This is a genomic window from Amycolatopsis sp. WAC 04197, assembly GCF_003947475.1.
Lineage (GTDB): Bacteria > Actinomycetota > Actinomycetes > Mycobacteriales > Pseudonocardiaceae > Amycolatopsis > Amycolatopsis japonica.
In genome coordinates, this window is record NZ_QHJK01000005.1 from 22,134 (window position 1) to 40,725 (window position 18,592).

20 protein-coding genes are annotated in these 18,592 nt (G+C 68.6%); 12 read left to right on the plus strand and 8 right to left on the minus strand.

Going from position 1 to position 18,592, the window contains the following annotated elements:
• Positions 1-43: 43 nt before the first annotated feature.
• The 4 genes from DMC64_RS20665 to infC form a co-directional block, all read right to left on the minus strand.
• Entirely contained in the window at positions 44-877 is an 834-nt protein-coding gene (locus DMC64_RS20665) for an RNA methyltransferase (protein ID WP_125735103.1), read from the minus strand.
• Positions 874-1,251, minus strand: coding sequence for a 50S ribosomal protein L20 (gene rplT, locus DMC64_RS20670; RefSeq protein WP_005163284.1), 378 nt, complete (start codon positions 1,249-1,251; stop codon positions 874-876). The genes DMC64_RS20665 and rplT overlap by 4 nt, the downstream gene beginning before the upstream one ends.
• Positions 1,252-1,313: 62 nt before the next feature.
• The gene (gene rpmI / locus DMC64_RS20675; RefSeq protein ID WP_007028043.1) at positions 1,314-1,508 is read right to left on the minus strand and encodes a 50S ribosomal protein L35; all 195 of its coding nucleotides are present in this window, start codon (positions 1,506-1,508) and stop codon (positions 1,314-1,316) included.
• Between the two features lie 70 nt (positions 1,509-1,578).
• Positions 1,579-2,154 carry a translation initiation factor IF-3 gene (gene infC / locus DMC64_RS20680; RefSeq protein WP_051071860.1) on the minus strand — a complete coding sequence of 192 codons (576 nt, stop codon included), beginning with the start codon at positions 2,152-2,154 and terminating at the stop codon, positions 1,579-1,581.
• A gap of 270 nt (positions 2,155-2,424) precedes the next feature.
• Here infC and DMC64_RS20685 point away from each other — a divergent pair, with 270 nt between their 5' ends.
• The 3 genes from DMC64_RS20685 (at position 2,425) to DMC64_RS20695 (ending at position 4,540) form a co-directional block, all read left to right on the plus strand.
• The gene (locus DMC64_RS20685) at positions 2,425-2,784 is read left to right on the plus strand and encodes a DUF1844 domain-containing protein (protein ID WP_005163289.1); all 360 of its coding nucleotides are present in this window, start codon (positions 2,425-2,427) and stop codon (positions 2,782-2,784) included.
• 134 nt (positions 2,785-2,918) lie between these two features.
• On the plus strand, positions 2,919-3,548 hold the full coding sequence (locus DMC64_RS20690) for a GntR family transcriptional regulator (protein ID WP_199755043.1): 630 nt from the start codon (positions 2,919-2,921) through the stop codon (positions 3,546-3,548).
• Positions 3,545-4,540 carry a 1-aminocyclopropane-1-carboxylate deaminase gene (locus DMC64_RS20695; protein WP_125734873.1) on the plus strand — a complete coding sequence of 332 codons (996 nt, stop codon included), beginning with the start codon at positions 3,545-3,547 and terminating at the stop codon, positions 4,538-4,540. Before DMC64_RS20690 ends, DMC64_RS20695 begins: the two co-directional genes overlap by 4 nt.
• A gap of 76 nt (positions 4,541-4,616) precedes the next feature.
• On the opposite strand, the gene DMC64_RS20700 is transcribed toward DMC64_RS20695, so the two are convergent.
• Genes DMC64_RS20700 through DMC64_RS20710 form a run of 3 tightly spaced genes read right to left on the minus strand, consistent with a single transcriptional unit; the run spans position 4,617 to position 6,699 of the window.
• Positions 4,617-5,000, minus strand: coding sequence for a RidA family protein (locus DMC64_RS20700; RefSeq protein ID WP_007028047.1), 384 nt, complete (start codon positions 4,998-5,000; stop codon positions 4,617-4,619).
• Positions 4,997-5,761, minus strand: a complete 765-nt coding sequence (locus tag DMC64_RS20705; protein ID WP_037345627.1) for an IclR family transcriptional regulator — start codon at positions 5,759-5,761, stop codon at positions 4,997-4,999. The genes DMC64_RS20700 and DMC64_RS20705 overlap by 4 nt, the downstream gene beginning before the upstream one ends.
• On the minus strand, positions 5,758-6,699 hold the full coding sequence (locus tag DMC64_RS20710) for a sugar kinase (protein WP_233629767.1): 942 nt from the start codon (positions 6,697-6,699) through the stop codon (positions 5,758-5,760). Before DMC64_RS20710 ends, DMC64_RS20705 begins: the two co-directional genes overlap by 4 nt.
• 150 nt (positions 6,700-6,849) lie before the next feature.
• Here DMC64_RS20710 and DMC64_RS20715 point away from each other — a divergent pair, with 150 nt between their 5' ends.
• The 9 genes from DMC64_RS20715 to DMC64_RS20755 are packed head-to-tail and all read left to right on the plus strand — an operon-like array spanning position 6,850 to position 17,437.
• Positions 6,850-8,154 carry an amino acid deaminase gene (locus DMC64_RS20715; RefSeq protein ID WP_125734875.1) on the plus strand — a complete coding sequence of 435 codons (1,305 nt, stop codon included), beginning with the start codon at positions 6,850-6,852 and terminating at the stop codon, positions 8,152-8,154.
• A gap of 33 nt (positions 8,155-8,187) precedes the next feature.
• A complete protein-coding gene (locus DMC64_RS20720) occupies positions 8,188-9,783 on the plus strand; it encodes an amidohydrolase family protein (RefSeq protein ID WP_125734876.1) in 1,596 nt (531 codons plus the stop codon).
• A complete protein-coding gene (locus DMC64_RS20725) occupies positions 9,780-11,168 on the plus strand; it encodes a GntP family permease (protein WP_038511464.1) in 1,389 nt (462 codons plus the stop codon). Before DMC64_RS20720 ends, DMC64_RS20725 begins: the two co-directional genes overlap by 4 nt.
• Positions 11,169-11,195: 27 nt before the next feature.
• Positions 11,196-12,326 (plus strand): lactonase family protein, encoded by a 1,131-nt coding sequence (locus DMC64_RS20730; RefSeq protein ID WP_125734877.1) that lies wholly within the window; start codon positions 11,196-11,198, stop codon positions 12,324-12,326.
• Between the two features lie 11 nt (positions 12,327-12,337).
• Entirely contained in the window at positions 12,338-13,621 is a 1,284-nt protein-coding gene (locus tag DMC64_RS20735) for an extracellular solute-binding protein (protein WP_125734878.1), read from the plus strand.
• On the plus strand, positions 13,622-14,581 hold the full coding sequence (locus tag DMC64_RS20740; protein ID WP_073849265.1) for a carbohydrate ABC transporter permease: 960 nt from the start codon (positions 13,622-13,624) through the stop codon (positions 14,579-14,581).
• A complete protein-coding gene (locus DMC64_RS20745) occupies positions 14,572-15,447 on the plus strand; it encodes a carbohydrate ABC transporter permease (protein WP_038511456.1) in 876 nt (291 codons plus the stop codon). The genes DMC64_RS20740 and DMC64_RS20745 overlap by 10 nt, the downstream gene beginning before the upstream one ends.
• A gap of 1 nt (position 15,448) precedes the next feature.
• Positions 15,449-16,855 carry a beta-N-acetylhexosaminidase gene (locus tag DMC64_RS20750; RefSeq protein ID WP_125734879.1) on the plus strand — a complete coding sequence of 469 codons (1,407 nt, stop codon included), beginning with the start codon at positions 15,449-15,451 and terminating at the stop codon, positions 16,853-16,855.
• 21 nt (positions 16,856-16,876) lie between these two features.
• A complete protein-coding gene (locus tag DMC64_RS20755; protein WP_125734880.1) occupies positions 16,877-17,437 on the plus strand; it encodes a hypothetical protein in 561 nt (186 codons plus the stop codon).
• Here DMC64_RS20755 and DMC64_RS20760 read toward each other — a convergent pair.
• Entirely contained in the window at positions 17,434-18,531 is a 1,098-nt protein-coding gene (locus DMC64_RS20760) for a DUF5005 domain-containing protein (protein ID WP_125734881.1), read from the minus strand. The genes DMC64_RS20755 and DMC64_RS20760 overlap by 4 nt on opposite strands.
• Positions 18,532-18,592 lie beyond the last annotated feature (61 nt).

Here is an 18,592-nt window from a genome sequence, read left to right on the forward strand (position 1 = left end):
AGCTCCCTTGGTGTCGTGGTGCGACGGCGTGATGCCCGCGACTCTACGTGGCCGCGGCCCGGGAAGCCATCGCATTTGTGTAGACACAGACGGCCGCGGCCGTGGCGAGGTTCAGGCTCTCGGCGCGGCCGTACATCGGGATCTTCACCGCGAGGTCGACCGTTTCCAGGACCTCAGGCGGCAGGCCGTGCGCCTCGTTGCCGAACACCCACGCCGTGGGCTCGTCGAAGGTCACCTGATCGAGTTCGGTGTCGGCGTAACCGTGCGCGCCGAGGGTGCGGAGTCCGGCGGCGGAGCAGGCCTTCAAGGCCGCGTCGACGTCCCGGATCCGGGTGATGGCGGGGTGGAACAGGCTGCCGGCGGCCGCGCGCACGCATTTACCGTTGTGCGGGTCGACGCTGTCCCCGGCGAGGACGACCGCGTCGGCGCCGGCGGCGTCCGCGACCCGGATCACGGTTCCCGCGTTGCCGGGGTCGGCGACGTCGACGAGGACGACGACGAGCTTCGCGCCCGGCTTCAGGACGGTCTCCTGTGGACGGTCGACGAGCGCGCAGACCGCGACGATGCCTTGCGGTGTCACGGTCTCGGACAATCCGTCGGCGGCACGATCGGTGATCGGCGAGACGGGGACGCCCGCCTCACGCGCGACGGCGAGCAGCCGCTCGTGCTGCGCGGCGGCGCGTTCGGTCACGAACAGCTCGTACACCTTGCCGCCGTTTTCGAGAGCGGCCTCGACGGCGTTCGCGCCCTCGGCGAGGAACCGGCCGGTCTTCTCCCGCTCGGCCCGGCGGGTGAGCTTGCGCGCAGCAACAACCCGGGGCGTCCGTTCGGTGAACGGAGCCGCCCCGGGTTGCGGAAGAGCGCTGTGGCCGGTCAGGCCGACTTCTTCTCTTCGGTGTTCACGTTCGCCTTGGCCAGCTCGGCCAGCGCGGTGAACGCGGCGGCGTCGTTGACGGCGAGGTCCGCGAGGATCTTGCGGTCGACCTCGACACCCGCGGCCTTGAGGCCCTGGATGAACCGGTTGTAGGTCACGCCGTTGGCGCGGGCCGCGGCGTTGATACGGGTGATCCACAGCTGGCGGAAGTCACCCTTGCGGGCACGACGGTCCCGGTAGGCGTAGTTCAGCGAGTGAAGCGTCTGCTCCTTCGCCTTGCGGTACAGCCGCGAACGCTGGCCGCGGTAGCCGCTGGCGAGCTCGAGAGTCGCGCGACGCTTCTTCTGGGCGTTGACCGCCCTCTTGACGCGTGCCACTGGTCCATCCTGTCGATCTGGGGGCGCGGCGGGCGCGCCCGGGGTTTACAAGTGCGGGGGTGTCAGCGGCCGAGAAGGCGCTTGACGCGGCCGACGTCGTTCTTGGCGATCTCGGTCGTGCCTTCGAGGCGACGGGTGAGCCTGTTGGACTTCTTCTCCATCAGGTGGCGACGACCGGCCTTCTGGCGGCGCAGCTTGCCCGAGCCCGTGACGCGGACACGCTTGGACGTCCCGCTGTGCGTCTTCATCTTCGGCATTACGTTGTCCTCTTTCGTGCGGCGGCACACCGGTGTTCCCCGGTGTGCCGCTGACATGTGCTGGTCGGCGCTACGCGTCGGCGGGCGGCTCGGACGACTCGTCCTTGGCTGCCTTCGCGGCCTTCTGCGGCTTCACGTTCTTGTGCGGGGCCAACACCATGATCATGTTGCGACCGTCCTGCTTCGGCGACGACTCGACGAACCCGAGCTCGGTCACCTCGTCGGCGAGCTTCTGCAGCAGCCGGAAACCGAGTTCCGGCCGGGACTGCTCGCGACCGCGGAACATGATCGTGACCTTGACCTTGTTGCCTGCCGCCAGGAAGCGCGACACGTGACCCTTCTTGGTCTCGTAGTCGTGCTGATCGATCTTCGGCCGCAGCTTCTGCTCTTTGATGACGGTGAGCTGCTGGTTGCGGCGGGACTCGCGGGCCTTCTGCGCGCTCTCGTACTTGAACTTGCCGAAGTCCATGAGCTTGCATACGGGCGGGCGTGCCTGCGGAGCGACCTCGACGAGATCGAGATCGTTCTCCTGTGCCAGCCGCAGCGCATCTTCGATCCGGACGATGCCGACCTGTTCACCGGCAGGTCCGACGAGGCGGACCTCCGGAACCCGGATTCGGTCGTTGATGCGTGTCTCGGAGCTGATGGGGCCTCCTTGGTCCGAGGTAAATTCTTCTACCGTTTCGACCTGGTGCCCACATGCCGAAGGCCCCGGTACCGTGAGGTACGCGAGGCCCACTCATTCCGATCGCGTTCAGTCTCCAGAACCGAACGCACCGCCTCCGACGCCCGAAATCGTCTTCGGCGAGACCGGACCCGGACACCTGATGTTGCGGCGGTGACACGGGTGGGAGCGGGGCTCCACTTGCCGCCCCCGATCGCTCGGGGGCTGGTCGCTCGTGGAAGGGTACCAGACGTGTCAGATGAACCCGTTCAGCAACCCCCGTATTCCCCGGACGTCCGCGACCTGGAGGACATCCCGAGCGTCGAGGTGATCAGCAGGGCGGCCGTCATGCTGCTCTCCGCCGGCGCCGAACGTCTCGGCCTCGCGGACGAGGACCCGGCCAGCTCACCGCACCGCGACCTCGACGAGGCCCGTCGCCTGATCACCGCTCTCGCCGGGCTGGTCACCGCTTCGGCAGAGTACCTCGGCCTGCACGCCGGCCCGTTGCGCGACGGCCTGCAGTCGCTGCAGAAGGCGTTCCGCGAGGCTTCGGCCGTGCCGGACGCGCCCGGGCAGGGCCCGGGCGAGAAGTACACGGGACCGGTCTACTAGTCCCTCCCGATCCTCAAGTGTCATGAAAGGGCCGTTCAGGACGTTTTTCGTCAGGAACGGCCCTTTCATGACATCCGGGCTACCAAACCGGCGCACCGCCAATTAACATTTCAGATGTGAGTGGGTTAGCGAAGGTGCCGAGGTCCCTCCTGAGGGACGAGGCTTACGAGAGCATCCGGCGGGCGATCATCGACGGCACGCTGCCGCCGGGCACGAACCTGCGCGACGGCGACCTGGCCGAGCAGCTGGGGCTTTCCCGCGCGCCGGTGCGCCAGGCCCTGCTGCGGCTGATCGAGGACGGTCTCGTCGAGTCGAAGCCACAGAGCTACACGCGGGTGGCGGGGTTCGTCCCCGACGACGTCCGTGACGCCCTGCAGCTCGTGCGCGCGCTGCACGAGTTCGCCGTCCGGGCGGGCGCGCCGCGGATGGGACCGGCGGAGGTCGCCGCGATGCGGGCGGCCAACACCCGGTTCGCCGACGCGATCGCCGCCGGGGACATCGCGGCCGCGATCGCCGCCGACGACGAACTCCACGACGTCCCGGTGGCCGCCGCGCGCAACCGGGCGATCGCCGCGACGCTGGCCCGCTACACCCCGCTGTTGCGACGTCTCGAATACGCCCGCTTCGGCTCCCTGCCCGCCCACCGGTCGGTCCAGCGCCACGCGGAGCTGGCCGACGCCATCGAAGCAGGCGACGTCGACGCGGCCTGCGCCATCACCGCAACCATCTGGACCGAGCTCGAAGACCTCCTGGAGACGCCATGACCCTCGCCGACTTCCCCCGCTATCCGCTGCTGTTCGGCCCCTCCCCCGTCCACCCGCTCGAACGGCTCACCGCTCATCTCGGCGGCGCGAAGGTCTGGGCGAAACGCGAGGACGTCAACTCCGGGATCGCGTTCGGCGGCAACAAGACGCGGAAGCTCGAATACCTGGTCGCCGACGCGCTGGCCCAGGGCGCGGACACGCTGATCTCGATCGGCGGCGTGCAGTCGAACCACACCCGCCAGGTCGCCGCGGCCGCCGCGCGGGCCGGGCTCAAGGCCGTGCTGGTGCAGGAGAGCTGGGTCGACTGGAACGACCCGATGTACGACAAGGTCGGCAACATCCAGCTCTCGCGCATCCTCGGCGCGGACATCCGGATGGTCGAGGCCGGATTCGGCGTCGGCTTCAAGGAGAGCTGGGAAAACGCGGTCAAGGAGATCGAGGCCGACGGCGGGAAGCCGTACGCGATCCCGGCCGGCGGTTCGGACCACCGGCTCGGCGGACTCGGCTTCGCGAACTGGATCGTCGAGCTCGAAGCGCAGGAGGCCGAACTCGGCGTCTTCTTCGACACGGTGGTCGTCTGCTCGGTCACCGGCAGCACGCAGGCGGGGATGGTCGCCGGGGCCGCGCTTTCCGGGAAGCCGCGGCGGATCCTCGGCATCGACGGCTCGGCGAAACCGGCGGAGACGCGTGACCAGATCACCCGTATCGCCCGGGCGACCGCGGAGCTGATCGGCGCGGGCGAGATCCGCGACGTCGAACTGGACGAGCGCTATCACGCCAGGATCTACGGTATCCCGGACGAGTCCACTTTGGACGCGATCCGGACGCTGGCGCGGCTGGAGGGGGTGCTCACCGACCCGGTGTACGAGGGCAAGTCCATGGCGGGGCTGATCGACCTCGTTTCGCGCGGCGAGATCTCGCGGGACTCGAACGTGCTCTTCGCGCATCTGGGCGGGCAGCCCGCCCTCAACGGGTACACGAGCGTCCTCTAGCTCCCGAAGTGTCATGAAAGACCCTTTCCTGACGAAAAACGTCAGGAAAGGGTCTTTCATGACACACGCGCGAGGGTCAGTCCGTGACGGCCAGGACGTCGATCTCCACCAGCAGGCCGGCGGGCAGGCCGACGTACACGGTGGTGCGGGCCGGGTGCGGCGCCTCGCCGATCAGCTTGTTGTAGACCTCGTTGAACGCGCCGAAGTGGTCGACGTCGGTCAGGTAGACACGCACCATCAGCGCGTCGGCCAGGCTCGAACCGGCGGCCTCGAGCACCGCTTCGATGTTCTTGAAGGTCTGCTCGGTCTGCTCGCCGACGGTCTCGCCGACGATGGCGCCGGTGGCCGGGTCGAAGGCGACCTGGCCGGCCACCTGCAGGATGTTGCCCTTGCGGACCGCCTGCGAGAACGCGGCCACCGGCTTCGGCGCGTTCTCCGTGCTGATCGCGGTCTTGCTCATTCCAACTTCCCCTTTCGGTTCCCCGTCCATCCACTGTGGACGGAAGCTTCTTCGGTGGCGGCGACCAGCTCCGGCACGAGCGCCATCAGGCCGTCGTAGTCGAGCAGCACCTTCGGCACCGACACCGACGCGGCCGCGAGTACCACGCCGCCCGGACCGCGGACGGGCGCGGCGACGCAGTGGATGAAGTCCTCGTGCTCGGCGTTGTCCACCGCGTAGCCGCGGTCGGCGACGAGCGCGAGTTCCTTCTCGTAGGCCTCGGGCGTGGTGATCGTGTTCGGCGTGCGGACGAAGAAGTCGATCCTCGACACCACGTCCGCCTGCTTCTCCGGCGTCATCGCCGCGACGAGCACCTTGCCGACGGCGGTGCAGTGCAGCGGCGCGCGTTTCCCGATGCGGGAGTACATCCGCACCGAATGCCTGCCCTCGAACTTGTCGATGTAGACGACCTCTCCGTCCTCATAGGACGCGAGGTGCACGGTGTGGCCGGTGCGCGCGTTGAGCCCGGCGAGCGCCGATTGCGCGGTGCGGCGGACGTCGCGATCCTCCAGCGCCTGCTGCGCGAGGTCGAAGAGCGCGCTGCCCAGCCGGTAGTACCGCTGCCCTTCCCGGCGGACGAAGTGATGTGCCTCCAGGGTGCGCAGCAGCCGCAGCACGGTCGACTTGTGCACGCCGATCTCCTCGGCGAGCTGGTCGAGTGTCTTCGGCTCGCGGGCGAGGCCGCCCAGCAGCGTGAGCGCCCTGTCCAGGCTCTGGCTCATCCGCCCACCACTCCCTTGTCCGTCAGCTTGGCCGCCGCCCATGCTGCCTCATCCGCACCGAGGAGTGCTTCGACGACGGATCCGGGCAGCGGCGTGCCCACGTCGTCGTGGGTCAGCAGGGTGGCCGCGGCCTGCAGATGGCCACGTCGCAGCCGGGTCGCGGGGTCGTCGCCGCGCAGGGTGGCCGCGAGGAATCCGGCCGCGAAGGCGTCACCGGCGCCGACCGGTTCCACGACGTCGACCTGGAGCGCGGGCGAGAACAGCGGTGGCCCGTCGCCCTCGACCAACGTCACCCCGCGTGCCCCGTGCTTGACGACCAGCGTTTTCGGCCCCGGCACCGCGGCGCGCAGCCGTTCCGGGTCACCGGTCCCCCACACCCGTTCGGCCTCGTCCTCGCCCGCCAGCACGATGTCGGCGCGGGCGGCCAGCCCGGCCAGCACCGACGGGTCGCGCCCGGTCCACAGCGCGGGCCGGAAGTTCACGTCGAACGACACCAGCGTGTCCCCACGCGGTCGTTCCATCAGCGCCCGCACCAGGTCGAGGCAGCCGTCCGACAGCGCGGGCGTGATCCCGGACAGGTGGACGACCCGCACCCCGTCGAGATCGAGTTTCCCCAGCAATCCCGCGTCCATTCCGGACGCGGCCGAGCCTTTCCGGTAATAGCGCACGGGGCTGCCGTCCGCGCCGCTCTCCTTGACGTAGAGCCCGGTCGGCCGCGTCGGGTCGACCACGACCGCGCTCACGTCCACCCCGGCCGCACCGATCTCGCGCACCAGCGCGCGGCCGAACGGATCGTCGCCCACGGCGCTCACCCACGCGCTGGTGATCCCCAGCGCCGGGAGATGACAGGCGACGTTCGATTCGGCGCCTCCGATGCTTCGCACCCACTTACGTACCTCGTCGGGCGGCCCGGGTTCGGCCGGCACGAACAAGGCCATCGACTCCCCGATGCACAACACGTCGGGCGCGCTTGTCACCTTCACGTCTCCTAGTCGTCATGCCGTTGACCTCCAGCGGACCGGATGCTACACCTATCCCACGCAATATGCGCAACGTCCGTTGCAACATACGCAACCGAGGTGAACCTCATGTTCCAAGCCGGCACCATCGATTCCGCCGCGGTCGCGGCCGTCCGGGAGGAGCGCGTCGACTGGCGCTTCCGCTCGGTCGCGCCCTCGCTGTCCGGTCTCACGATCGGCGAGGCCGCCGCCCGCGGCGCGAAGCTGTTCGAAGACGGCTTTCTCGGCCCGTTCGTCGTCCTCGACGAAGAGGCCGTCGAGCACAACCTGCGCACGATGGCGGCCTGGTGCGCCGAACGCGGGGTCGCGCTGGCCCCGCACGGCAAGACGACGATGGCGCCGCAGCTGTTCGAGCGGCAGCTGAAGCACGGCTCGTGGGGCATCACCTGCGCGAACGCCGGCCACCTGCGGATATACCGCGCGTTCGGCGTTTCCCGCATCCTGCTGGCGAACCAGCTGCTCGATCCCTCCGGTCTGAAGTGGCTGGCCGCCGAACTGGACGCCGACGACGACTTCGAGTTCGTCTGCTGGGTCGACTCGGTCCGCGGTGTCGAGCTCATGACCGAAGCCCTGCGCGGGGCCCGCCGCAAGGTCGACGTGCTCGTCGAACTCGGCGCCGAGGGCGGCCGCACCGGTGTCCGCGACACCGAGACCGCGCTCGCCGTCGCCGAGGCCGCGCACGCCAGCCCGGCTCTCCGGCTGCGCGGATCCGGCGGCTACGAAGGCGCGCTTTCCCACCACACGGACGAAAAGTCGCTCCAGCTGATCAGCTCCTATGTGGACGGTCTGCGCGAACTCGTGTTCGCCTTCCACGCCAAGGGCCTGCTCGACGACGCCGGCCAGATCATCGTCACCGGTGGCGGCAGCGCGTACTTCGATCGCGTCGCCGACGAGCTCACCAAGGACTGGGGCGGCCTGGACGTCCTGCCGATCCTGCGCAGCGGCGCCTACGTGACCCACGACGACGGCTTCTACCGGGTGATCTCGCCGCTGGGCGAACACCCGCGGATCGGCGGTGTCGCGTCGTTCCGCTCCGCGTTGCGCGCCTGGGCACAGGTGACGTCGAAGCCGACGGACGAACTCGCGCTGCTCACCATCGGCAAACGGGACGCCTCGTTCGACGAGGGCATGCCCGAACCGCGCCTCATCCGCAAGGGCGACGGGCAGGCGTCCGCACTCGAAGGTCATTCCATCCAGAAGATGAACGACCAGCACGCCTTTCTCACCCTGCCCGCGTCGTCACCGGTCGAAGTCGGGGACTGGATCGCCCTCGGTCTGTCCCATCCCTGCACCGTCTTCGACAAGTGGCCCCTGATCCCGGTCGTCGGCCCCGACGGCGAGACCGTGCTCGATTTCGTCCGCACCCACTTCTGATCCGTCCTCCACCGCCGCAGAGGAAGAATCACCATGGACATCGTCGTCCGCTCGGCACTGGTCGCCGACGGCACCGGAGATCCGCTCACCAGGCACGACGTGGGCATCTCCGACGGCCGTATCGCCAGTGTCGCCGAACCCGGCTCGCTCGCGGGCCGCCGCACCATCGACGCCGAAGGACTCGTGCTCGCGCCCGGGTTCATCGACATGCATTCCCATTCCGACCTCCAGTTGCTCGCCAACCCCGATCACCTCGCGAAGCTCTCCCAGGGCGTCACGACCGAGGTCCTCGGACAGGACGGGCTCTCCTACGCTCCGGTGAACGACGACGTCCTCGCCGCGCTGCGCCAGCAGCTCGCCGGCTGGAACGACGATCCGGCCGGGTTCGACTGGAACTGGCGTTCCGTCGGCGAGTACCTCGACCGGCTCGACGCCGGGGTCGCGGTCAACGCGGCCTACCTGGTGCCGCAGGGCACCGTCCGCATGCTCACCGTCGGCTGGGAAGACCGGCCCGCCACCGAAGCCGAGATGAACGCGATGAAGGAACTCATCGCGACCGGGCTGGCCGAGGGCGCGATGGGCATGTCGTCCGGGCTCACCTACACGCCGGGCATGTACGCGACCACCGAAGAGCTGGTCGAGCTGTGCCGGGTCGTCGGGGAGAACGGCGGCTTCTACAGCCCGCACCACCGCAGCTACGGCAAGGGCGCGCTGGAGGCGTTCGGCGAGATGGTCGACGTCTCCCGCCGCTCCGGTTGCCCGCTGCACCTCGCGCACGCCACGATGAACTTCTCGGTGAACAAGGGCAAGGCGTCGAACCTGTTGGAGCTGCTCGACCAGGCGCTCGACGACGGCTGCGACATCACGCTGGACACCTATCCCTATCTCCCCGGCGCCACGTACCTTTCGGCGCTGCTGCCGAGCTGGGCGACCGAAGGCGGGCTCGACGCCACGCTGGCCCGTTTGTCCGATGTGGACACCCGCGAGCGGATCCGTGCCGAGATCGAGGAGACCGGTTCCGACGGCGCCCACGGGGTGCCGATCGACTGGGAGGCCATCGAGATCAACGGTGTCCGCCGCGACGAGAACTCGCACCTCGTCGGGCATTCGGTCGCCGCTTCGGCGCAGCGGGCGGGGAAACCGGCCGCGGAGCTGTACTTCGACGTCCTGCTCTCGGAAAAGCTCGGGACGTCCTGCCTGATGCACGTCGGGCACGAGGAGAACGTCCAGGCGATCATGCGGCATCGCACGCACACCGGCGGCAGCGACGGGCTGCTCGTCGGCGCGCGGCCGCATCCCCGCGCCTGGGGCACGTTCCCGCGTTACCTCGCGCGTTACGTCCGCGAACTCGGCGTCCTCGAACTCGCCGAATGCGTCGCCCACCTCACCGGCCGCGCGGCACAGCGCCTGCGCCTGACCGATCGGGGGCTCGTCCGCGCCGGATACGCGGCGGACCTCGTGCTGTTCGACCCGGAAACCGTCGCCGACACCGCCACGTTCGACGAGCCGCGGCAGCAGGCCGCCGGAATCCCCTATGTCTTCGTCAACGGTGTCGCCGCCATCGACGATGGTCAACCGACCGGCGCCCTCGCCGGCCATTCACTGCGGAACCCCGGGAGTGCCCGATGATCGACTGGCTCCAACATTCGACGGGAGGTCTCCTGACCCTCGCCGCCGTCTCGATCGCGGTGTTGTTGTTCCTCATCATCAAGGTCAAACTCGAGCCCTTCATCGCGCTGATCGTGGTCGGCCTGCTGACCGCGCTGGCCGCGGGCCTGCCGGTCGTCCAGATCGTCGGCTCCGCGCAGAAGGCCTCGGATTCCCTGCTGGAGAAGGGTTTCGGCGGGATCCTCGGCCATATCGCCGCGATCATCGGGCTCGGCACGATCCTCGGGTCCATTTTGGAGCGTTCGGGCGGGGCGAAGGTGCTCACCAGCGCGCTGCTGCGCGCCATCGGTGAGAAGCGGGCCCCGTTGGCGATGGGTCTCGCGGGTTTCGTCTTCGGCATCCCGGTCTTCTTCGACATCGGCATCTTCGTGCTGGCGCCGCTGGTGTACGTCGCCGCCAAACAGGGCGGCCGTTCGCTCGTGCTGTACGCGTTGCCGTTGCTCGCCGGGCTTTCCATCACCCACGCGTTCCTCCCGCCACACCCCGGCCCGGTGGCCGCGGCCGGTCTGCTGCACGTGGAACTCGGCTGGATCATCCTGATGGGCCTGGTCTGCGGTATCCCCGCGTTCCTCGTCGGCGGTGTGCTGTATTCGACCTGGATCGGCAAGCGGATCGACGTGCCCGTTCCCGCGGAATTCCTGGTCGCGGAGGAAGAAGGCGAAAAGGAGACGAACCCGCCGTCGCTCGGGCTGGTGCTGGGGATCATCGCGGTCCCGCTGGTGCTGATCCTCGCCGGAACCTTCGGCAGCATCTGGCTTCCCAAGGCCTCCCCCGCCGCCGGTGTCGCCGCGTTCATCGGTACCCCGGCGGTCGCGCTGACGGTCTCGGTGCTGCTCGCGTCCTGGCTGCTGGGGCTGCGCCGCGGTTTGACGGGCAAGGATTTGAGCGAGCTTTCGGCGAAGTCGCTGCGCCCGGTCGCGATGATCCTGCTGGTGGTCGGCGCGGGCGCGTTCTTCGGCGCCGTGCTGTCCGCCACCGGGATCGGCAAGGCCGTCGCGGGTTCGCTGGACAACGCCGGTCTCCCGGTCATCCTGGCGGCGTACGTCATCAGCTGCGGAATGCGTATCGCACAGGGCTCGGCGACGGTCGCGATCGTGACCACGAGCGGTATCGTCGCGCCGACGGTGGCGACGCTGGGCTACTCGCAAATGCAGCTCGCGCTGCTGGTCGTCGCGATCTCGGCGGGTTCGATCATCGCCTCCCACGTGAACGACGGTGGTTTCTGGATCATCTCGCGGTACTTCAACATGACCGTGCCGCAGACCCTGAAAACCTGGACCGTATTGGAAACCGTCCTTTCCGTTTCCGGTTTCGGCGTGGCAGCATTGCTCATGGCAGTGGTTTAAACCACCTGACAGCTGGGAGAGATCACGATGACCGGACTCGATCGACGCACGTTCCTCGGCGCCGTCGGAGCGGCTGGACTCACCACCGTTCTCGGTTCCCACCTCGCGAACGCTTCCGAACAAACCTGCGGACCGAAGGGAACCGGGGCCATCTACGTCAGCAGCTACACCAGTTCCGGGCACGGGCTCGATGTCGCTCACCGGGACGCGGCCACGAACGCCGTGGTCGTCGACCGGACGATTCCGGGAGTGAGCAACGCTTCCTGGTTCGACATCAGCGCCGACCGCAAGACGCTCTACGTGACCAATGAGGACGAGAACGGCCAGATCTCCGCGTTCAGCCTGGCCGATCCGACCAAACCCAAGCTGCTCAACAAGAAATCGGCCAAGGGGCAGCACCCGACCCACCTGAGCGTCCACTCGAGCCAGAAGTACGTGCTGGCCGCGAACTACAGCAGCGGCAGTGTCGTCGTCCTCCCGATCCTCGCGGGCGGGAAGCTCGGCGACGTCGTCGATCTGGCGCAGCACAAGGGCGCCGAACGCGACGCGCACGCGCATCAGGTGGTCAACGACCCCACCGGCAAGTGGGTGCTCGCGGTCGACCTCGGCGCGGATTCGGTCTACGTCTACAAACTCGACGTCTCCACCGGGAAACTCAAGCTGAACCAGCAGCTGAAGCTCCCGTCCGGCGCCGGACCGCGGCATCTGGCGTTCCACCCGAACGGCAAGTACGCGTACATCCTCGGCGAACTGCGGGCCGAGGTCACCGTCGCGGCGTGGAACCCGGCCACCGGGAAACTGACCGCCGGGCAGGTTGTCCCGGCCGTTCCGGCGGGCACTCCCGGCGCGCAGTACCCGGGCGAGATCACCACGTCCAAGGACGGGAAGTTCGTGTACGCCTCCGTGCGCGGCTCCGACACGATCGCGTCGTTCGGCGTCAGCGAGGACGGGAAGTCCTTGAAGCTGCTGAACAACGCGCCCGTCGGCGGCGTGTACCCGCGCCACTTCACCCTCGACCCGACCGAGCGCTGGTTCTACGTCTCGAGCGACAAGTCCGGCACGCTCAGCTGGCTGCCGCGCGATCCCGGCACCGGTCTTCCGGGGGCCGTCGCCGGGAAACTGGCGCTCCCCCAAGTCAATTCCGTCTTTTTCGCATAAGGAGAAAACCCATGAGAACTCGCGTCCTCATCGCGGGCCTCGCGGCGGTCGGCCTCGTCGCGGCCTGCGCGCCGGCCCAGAACACCCCGGCCGCGGGCGGCGGTGACGAGAAGACCGGCACGGTCCGCGTCTGGCTGTTCGACGAGGCCAACCGCGCGCCCAAGGAGGCCGCCGTCAAGGAGGCGATCGCCGAGTTCAAGGCGGCGCATTCGGGTGTCGAGGTCGACGTCCAGTGGATCCCGGTGGAGGGCCGTGCTGACAAGTTCTCCGGCGCCTTCAACGATCCGGCCAGCGCGCCGGACGTCGCCGAGTTCGGCAACACCGACGTCTCCAGCTACGCCGCCACGGGCGCGCTGGCCGACCTGACCGGCGATCTGTCGTCGTGGAAGGAAGGCGCCGACATCCTGCCCGCGGTACTGGAGACCGCGAAGTCCGGCGGCAAGACCTACGGGCTCCCCTGGTTCACCGGCATCCGCGCGTTGTACTACCGGACGGACATCTTCGCCGAACTCGGCCTCAAGCCGCCGACGACACTGGCGGAACTGACCGAGACCGCGAAGACGATCCGCGCCAAGAAGCCGGAGATGTACGGCATCTCCGTCGGCGGCAAGTACACCTACGCGATGCTGCCGTTCCTGTGGGCGCACGGCGGTGAGATCGCCGAGCAGGACGGCGGCAAGTGGAAGTCCACTGTGGACTCGGAGCAGGCCAAGGCGGGCGTGACCGCGTACGCGAACCTGCTCAAGGCGGACATCTGCCCGCCCGAACAGTGCGCCAACCTCACCGGGACGCAGAGCATCACGGCGTTCGCCGGTGGCAAGGCCGGGATGTCGATCGGCGGTGACTTCAACCGCAAGGCCGTCGAGGCCGGTCAGGTGAAGGGCAAGTACGCGATCATCCCGCTCCCGGGTACCGAGGCGGGCAAGATCGCCCCGGCGTTCGCGGGCGGCAACCTGCTCGGCGTGTTCAACGCGTCCAAGCGCAAGAGCCTCGCGGTCGAGTTCACCGAGCTGCTCGGTGGCGCCAAGTACCAGGAGAAGATGTACGTCGCGATGGGCAACCTGCCCACGCTCGGCAGTGTCCAGCAGAAGCTCGCCGCGAGCGACCCGTCGGTCAAGCCGTTCGTCGACACGCTCACCGCGGGCACGAAGTTCGTCCCCGCCACCGCGGCGTGGTCGAAGATCGACGCGCAGAACGTGCTGCCCACCGCGATCCAGCAGATCGCGACCGGCGGCAAGGACCCGGCCACCGCGCTGACCGCCGCGGCCGCCGAGATGAACAAGGCGTTCGGCTAAGTGGTCACGCAAGAAATCCCCCGCACCACGGCTCCGGCCGTCCCGGCACGGCGGTCGCCCCGCCGTCGCCGGGACGGGCGGGCCGCCCTGCTCTACCTGGCTCCCGGTGGCATCCTGCTGCTCGCGATGCTGGTGTACCCGATCTACCAGCTCGTCCTGATCTCGTTCTACGACTACGGCCAGCCGCAGGCGGTCGGCAACGCGCCGCTGGTGTTCCTCGGTTTCGGCAACTACGTCGAACTGCTGGAGAACCTCCAGTTCTGGGAGGTGCTGGCCAAGACCCTCGGGTTCACCGCGGTCTGCGTCGTCGGCAGCCTCGCCCTCGGGACCGGGCTCGCCGTGCTGGCGACCCGGGTCCGCGCCTGGGCGCGTGTTCCGCTGTTCCTGGCGGCGCTGGCCGCGTGGGCGACGCCGGCCATGGCGGGCTCGTACGTCTGGCTGTTCCTGTTCGACGCGGACTTCGGCCTGGTGAACGAGGTGCTGTCGGGCCTCGGGTTCACCGGGATGGCGAACCATTCCTGGACCTTCGACACCTACAGCACGTTCGGGCTGGTAGCCGCCGAGGTCATCTGGTGCTCGTTCCCGTTCGTCATGGTGACGATGTACGCGGGGCTCAAGGGCGTGCCGGAAGAGGTCATCGAGGCCGCGTACCTCGACGGCGCGTCGACCTGGCGCACCACGTGGTCGATCACGCTGCCGATGGTGCGGCCGCTGCTGACCATCGCCACGATCCAGTCGATCATCTGGGACTTCAAGATCTTCACCCAGATCTACGTGATGACCAACGGCGGCGGCGTGGCCGGGCGCAACCTCGTGCTCAACGTCTTCGCCTATCAACAGGCCTTCGCCGGACAGGAATACGGTCTCGGCGCGGCGCTCGGAGTCGTGATGACCTTGCTGCTGCTGTCCATCACCGGGTTGTACGTCCGGTCGCAACGCCGGAGCGCGGGATGGGTGTGACGACGGCTCCGAAGACGCGCCGGGTCAAACGCCCGGGCAGGCTGATCGCGGAGATCATCTGCGTGGTGATCGCCGGGATGGTCGCGTTCCCCGTGTACTGGATGGTTCTTTCGGCGTTCAAGCCCACCGGACAGATCCAGGCGGAAAACCCCCGGCCCTGGACGCTCACGCCGACCCTGGAGCATTTCGAACGGGTGCTCAGCGGTGAGGGTTTCGCGCTGTTCTTCCTGAACAGCGTGATCGTGGCCGTCGTGGTGGTGGCGTTGTCGCTGCTGCTCTCGTTCCTCTCGGCGGTCGCGCTGACGCGGTTCAACTTCAAGGGCCGGACCGTGCTGCTGGTGATGGTGCTGGTGGCGCAGATGGTGCCGGTCGAGGCGCTGACCATTCCGCTGTTCTTCCTGATGCGGTCGGTCGGCGACGTCGCGCCGGCGTTCGGCACCAACCATCTCGGCTCGCTGATCCTGGTGCACCTGGCGTTCAGCCTGCCGTTCGCGATCTGGATGCTGCGCGGTTTCGTCGCCGCGGTGCCGCAGGAGCTGGAAGAGGCGTCGAAGATCGACGGGGCGAGCCGCATGCGGTTCACCTGGCAGATCCTCTTCCCGCTGGTGGCGCCCGGGCTGGTGGCGATCAGCGTGCTGGCGTTCATCCACGCGTGGAACGACTTCCTGTTCGCGAAGACGTTCATCATCTCCAACACCGAGAACCAGACGCTCCCGCTGGCGATCCTGGTGTTCTTCAAACCGGAGGACACCGACTGGGGCGCGGTGATGGCGGGCTCGACCCTGATGACCATCCCGGTGCTGGTGTTCTTCATCCTCGTGCAACGACGACTCGTGTCCGTCATGGGCGGCGCGGTGAAGGGTTGACATGCCTGGCTTCGAAACTCTGCTCCCCCGTCCCGCCTCGGTGGAACCCTTGCCGGGACACTGTTCCGTACCGTCCGAAGTGGACGTCCGTCGAGATGCCACGTTGCCTGCCGAGGGTTACCGGCTGGAGATCGACCCGTCCGGAGTGACCCTGCACGCGGCCGACGCGGCGGGCGAGTTCTACGGCCGCCAGACCCTGCGGCAGCTCATCGGGCCGGACGCGTTCCGGGCCGCCTCCATCCACAGTGGACAAGCGACTATCCCGTGCGGCGTGGTGACCGACCATCCGCGCTTCGGCTGGCGCGGCTGTTTACTGGACGTGGCAAGGCATTTCCGCACCAAGGCCGAGGTGCTGCGGTTCGTCGACCTGATCGCCGCGCACAAGCTCAACGTGCTCAACCTGCACCTGACCGACGACCAGGGCTGGCGGATCGAGATCCCCGAGTTCCCCAGGCTGACCGAGGTCGGCGGCTGGCGGAAGTCGTCGATGGTCGGACGGCACGACGGGCCGGAGCGTGACGGACGGCCGCACGGCGGGTTCTACTCGACCGACGATCTCCGCGAGATCGTCGCGTACGCCGCCGCGCGTTCGGTGACGGTCGTCCCGGAGGTCGACATCCCCGGCCACGCCAGGGCCGCGATCGCCGCCTATCCCGAACTCGGGCCGGAGACCGACGAACCGTGGGAGGTCTGGACGAGCTGGGGTATCAGCACGTCCTTGCTGAACACCAAGGAGTCCACAGTGGACTTCTTCAAACGCGTCTTCGACCACGTGCTGGACATCTTCCCGTCCGAGGTCATCGCGCTCGGCGGCGACGAGGTGCCCGGTGCGACCGAGGAGCACGGCCGATTCGTCCGCGAGATCGCGCGGCACCTCGTCGATCGAGGACGTCGCCCGCTCGGCTGGGACGAGGTGCTCGAAGCGGGCGATCTGCCGCCGATGGTCATCGGCTCGTGGCAGAGCGAGGCGGCCGGTGCCCGCGCGGCGGCCGCCGGGCACGACGTCGTCATGTGCCCGGAGGACCACGTGTACCTGGACCACCGGCAATCCGACCACCCCGACGAACCGATCCCCGTCGGCTACCTGAGGACGCTGGAGAGCTTCTACGGCTACGAGCCGGTGCCCGCCGATTACCCCGAGGGGAAGGCGATCCTCGGCGCGCAGGCGCAGGTGTGGTCGGAGCACCTCGACACCGTGCGGCGGGTGGACTACGTCGCCTTCCCGCGCCTGTGCGCTTTCGCCGAGGTGGCGTGGAGCGATCCGGACGGACGGGATTACGCGGAGTTCCTGCCGCGGCTGCGGGACCACCATCTGCCGCGACTGGACGCGCTGGGCGTCGAATACCGGCCGCTCGACGGACCGCACCCGTGGCAGACCCGGCCCGGAGTCCCCGGGCGGCCTCGCTAGAAGTCGGGCCATGATGGGGTGATGAGTGATCAGTGGGTCGAGGCCTCCCAGCTTCCTGAAGAACTCGTCGCCCTCATCGACACCCTCCGCCCCGGCGAGGAGGTGACCATCACCAGGAACGGCGAGACGATCGGGACGATTTCCGGCGTTTCCCGTCCGGAATCCTTCTCGTCCGCGGAGTCCGAGGACATCACGGTCGTGGCCACCGCCATGAAGCTGTCGGCGTCGGCGCGGGACGCGTTGTCCGAGCGGCTCGGCCCCGGGTACCTCGTCCTGGACCTGCACTCGGCGCCTCCGACCGTCGACGTGCTGCTGGTACCGCCCGCCAGCCCGCAACTGATCGGCAACTTCCGCGCGCTGTACCCGAAGGCGCGGATCGTGATCACGGAGATCGAGGACGCCGAACTCGGCGTCAAGTACGAAGGCCCGGTCCGGCGGCTCCTCGACGCCGGTGCCGAGGCCTATCTCCCGTCGAGCACCATCCCGCGGCTGGCGGAGCAGCTGGACCGGACCATGACGCAGCTGAACCAGCTCACCGGTGACACCGTCCGGCAGGCACTCGTGAGTGGCGAGGACGGTTAGAACCGTCCTCGCCACTCACGAGGCCAGTTCGGCCGAGGCGGCCAATCGACCTCCACGAACCGCGGCCGGTAGATCCGCACATCCGCGATGTTGTCGCCGTGGTCGAGCGAGTTCACGTTGTACGACACCGTGAGCTTCCCGGGACGGCTCAGCTGCGGATGCGCGGTCGCGTCGTAGACGATCCGCCGGTCGCTCGCTTCGGGTGCCCGATACAGAACGACCGGAGCGCTGAACGGGCCTGTCGGCGAACCTGCGGTGTAGGCGAGCATCGCCGGGCTGAAACCGGGACTGGTGTCCATGGTGATCAGCACGTATTCACCGCCGACGCGGGTCACCGAGAACGCCGTCCCGACGCCGGGCAGCATCCGGACGGAGTCCTCCTCGTGGGGCGACCAGCCGACACCGGTCCAGAACTGCCAAGGTCCGCGAAGGCCACCGACAGGCACCCTGGCGAGCCGGAGGTGACCTTGCTCGGCACCGTAGATATAGGTGTATCCGCCGTCTTCGAGCAGCTCCGATCCCCACGCGACCTTGTCGCTCACCGGGATCACCAGCAGCTCCGTCGGCGTCAGCGCGGGCAGCCGGAAGGTCGCCAGGGACGTCCCGGTGCTCCGGAAGTCGAGTCCGCCGGACCCCGTCGTCTTGTACCGGTTGTAGAGCACCCGCAGGACGTCGCCCTGGACCGCACCGTCGCCGACCCAGTAGTGCTCGTCCGAACCCGCGAGACCGATCAGCGCCTCCGGGTCGTCGGCGGTGCCGCCGTGCAGCGTCTCCCCCAGCGAGCCGTCGGGCCGCTGGACGACCAGGGTGTTGCGCGCGATCGGGCTGTCCCGCGGGCGGCTGTGGTCGGGGTTCACCGTGCCGAGGAACGTGTCCGAGAACAGCCACGCCGTGCGGCCGTCCGGTAGCGGGACCGACACCGTGCGATCCCCGCCGGTCCAGTGCCCGCCTTGATCGCCGTATGCGTTCCAGAGTTCGTTCAGCCCGGCGACGGAAACCACCGGTGGGGGTGGCGCGGACGCGATCCCGCTGCTCGCCACCATGGCGCTGAACAGCAGCGCGGCCGGTACGAGAATCCGCGACGCCCGACGCATCCGATCATGCTAAAGCCGCCGAGGTCTTTGTACGACCCTTGTGCGGCAGGTGGTTACGGTC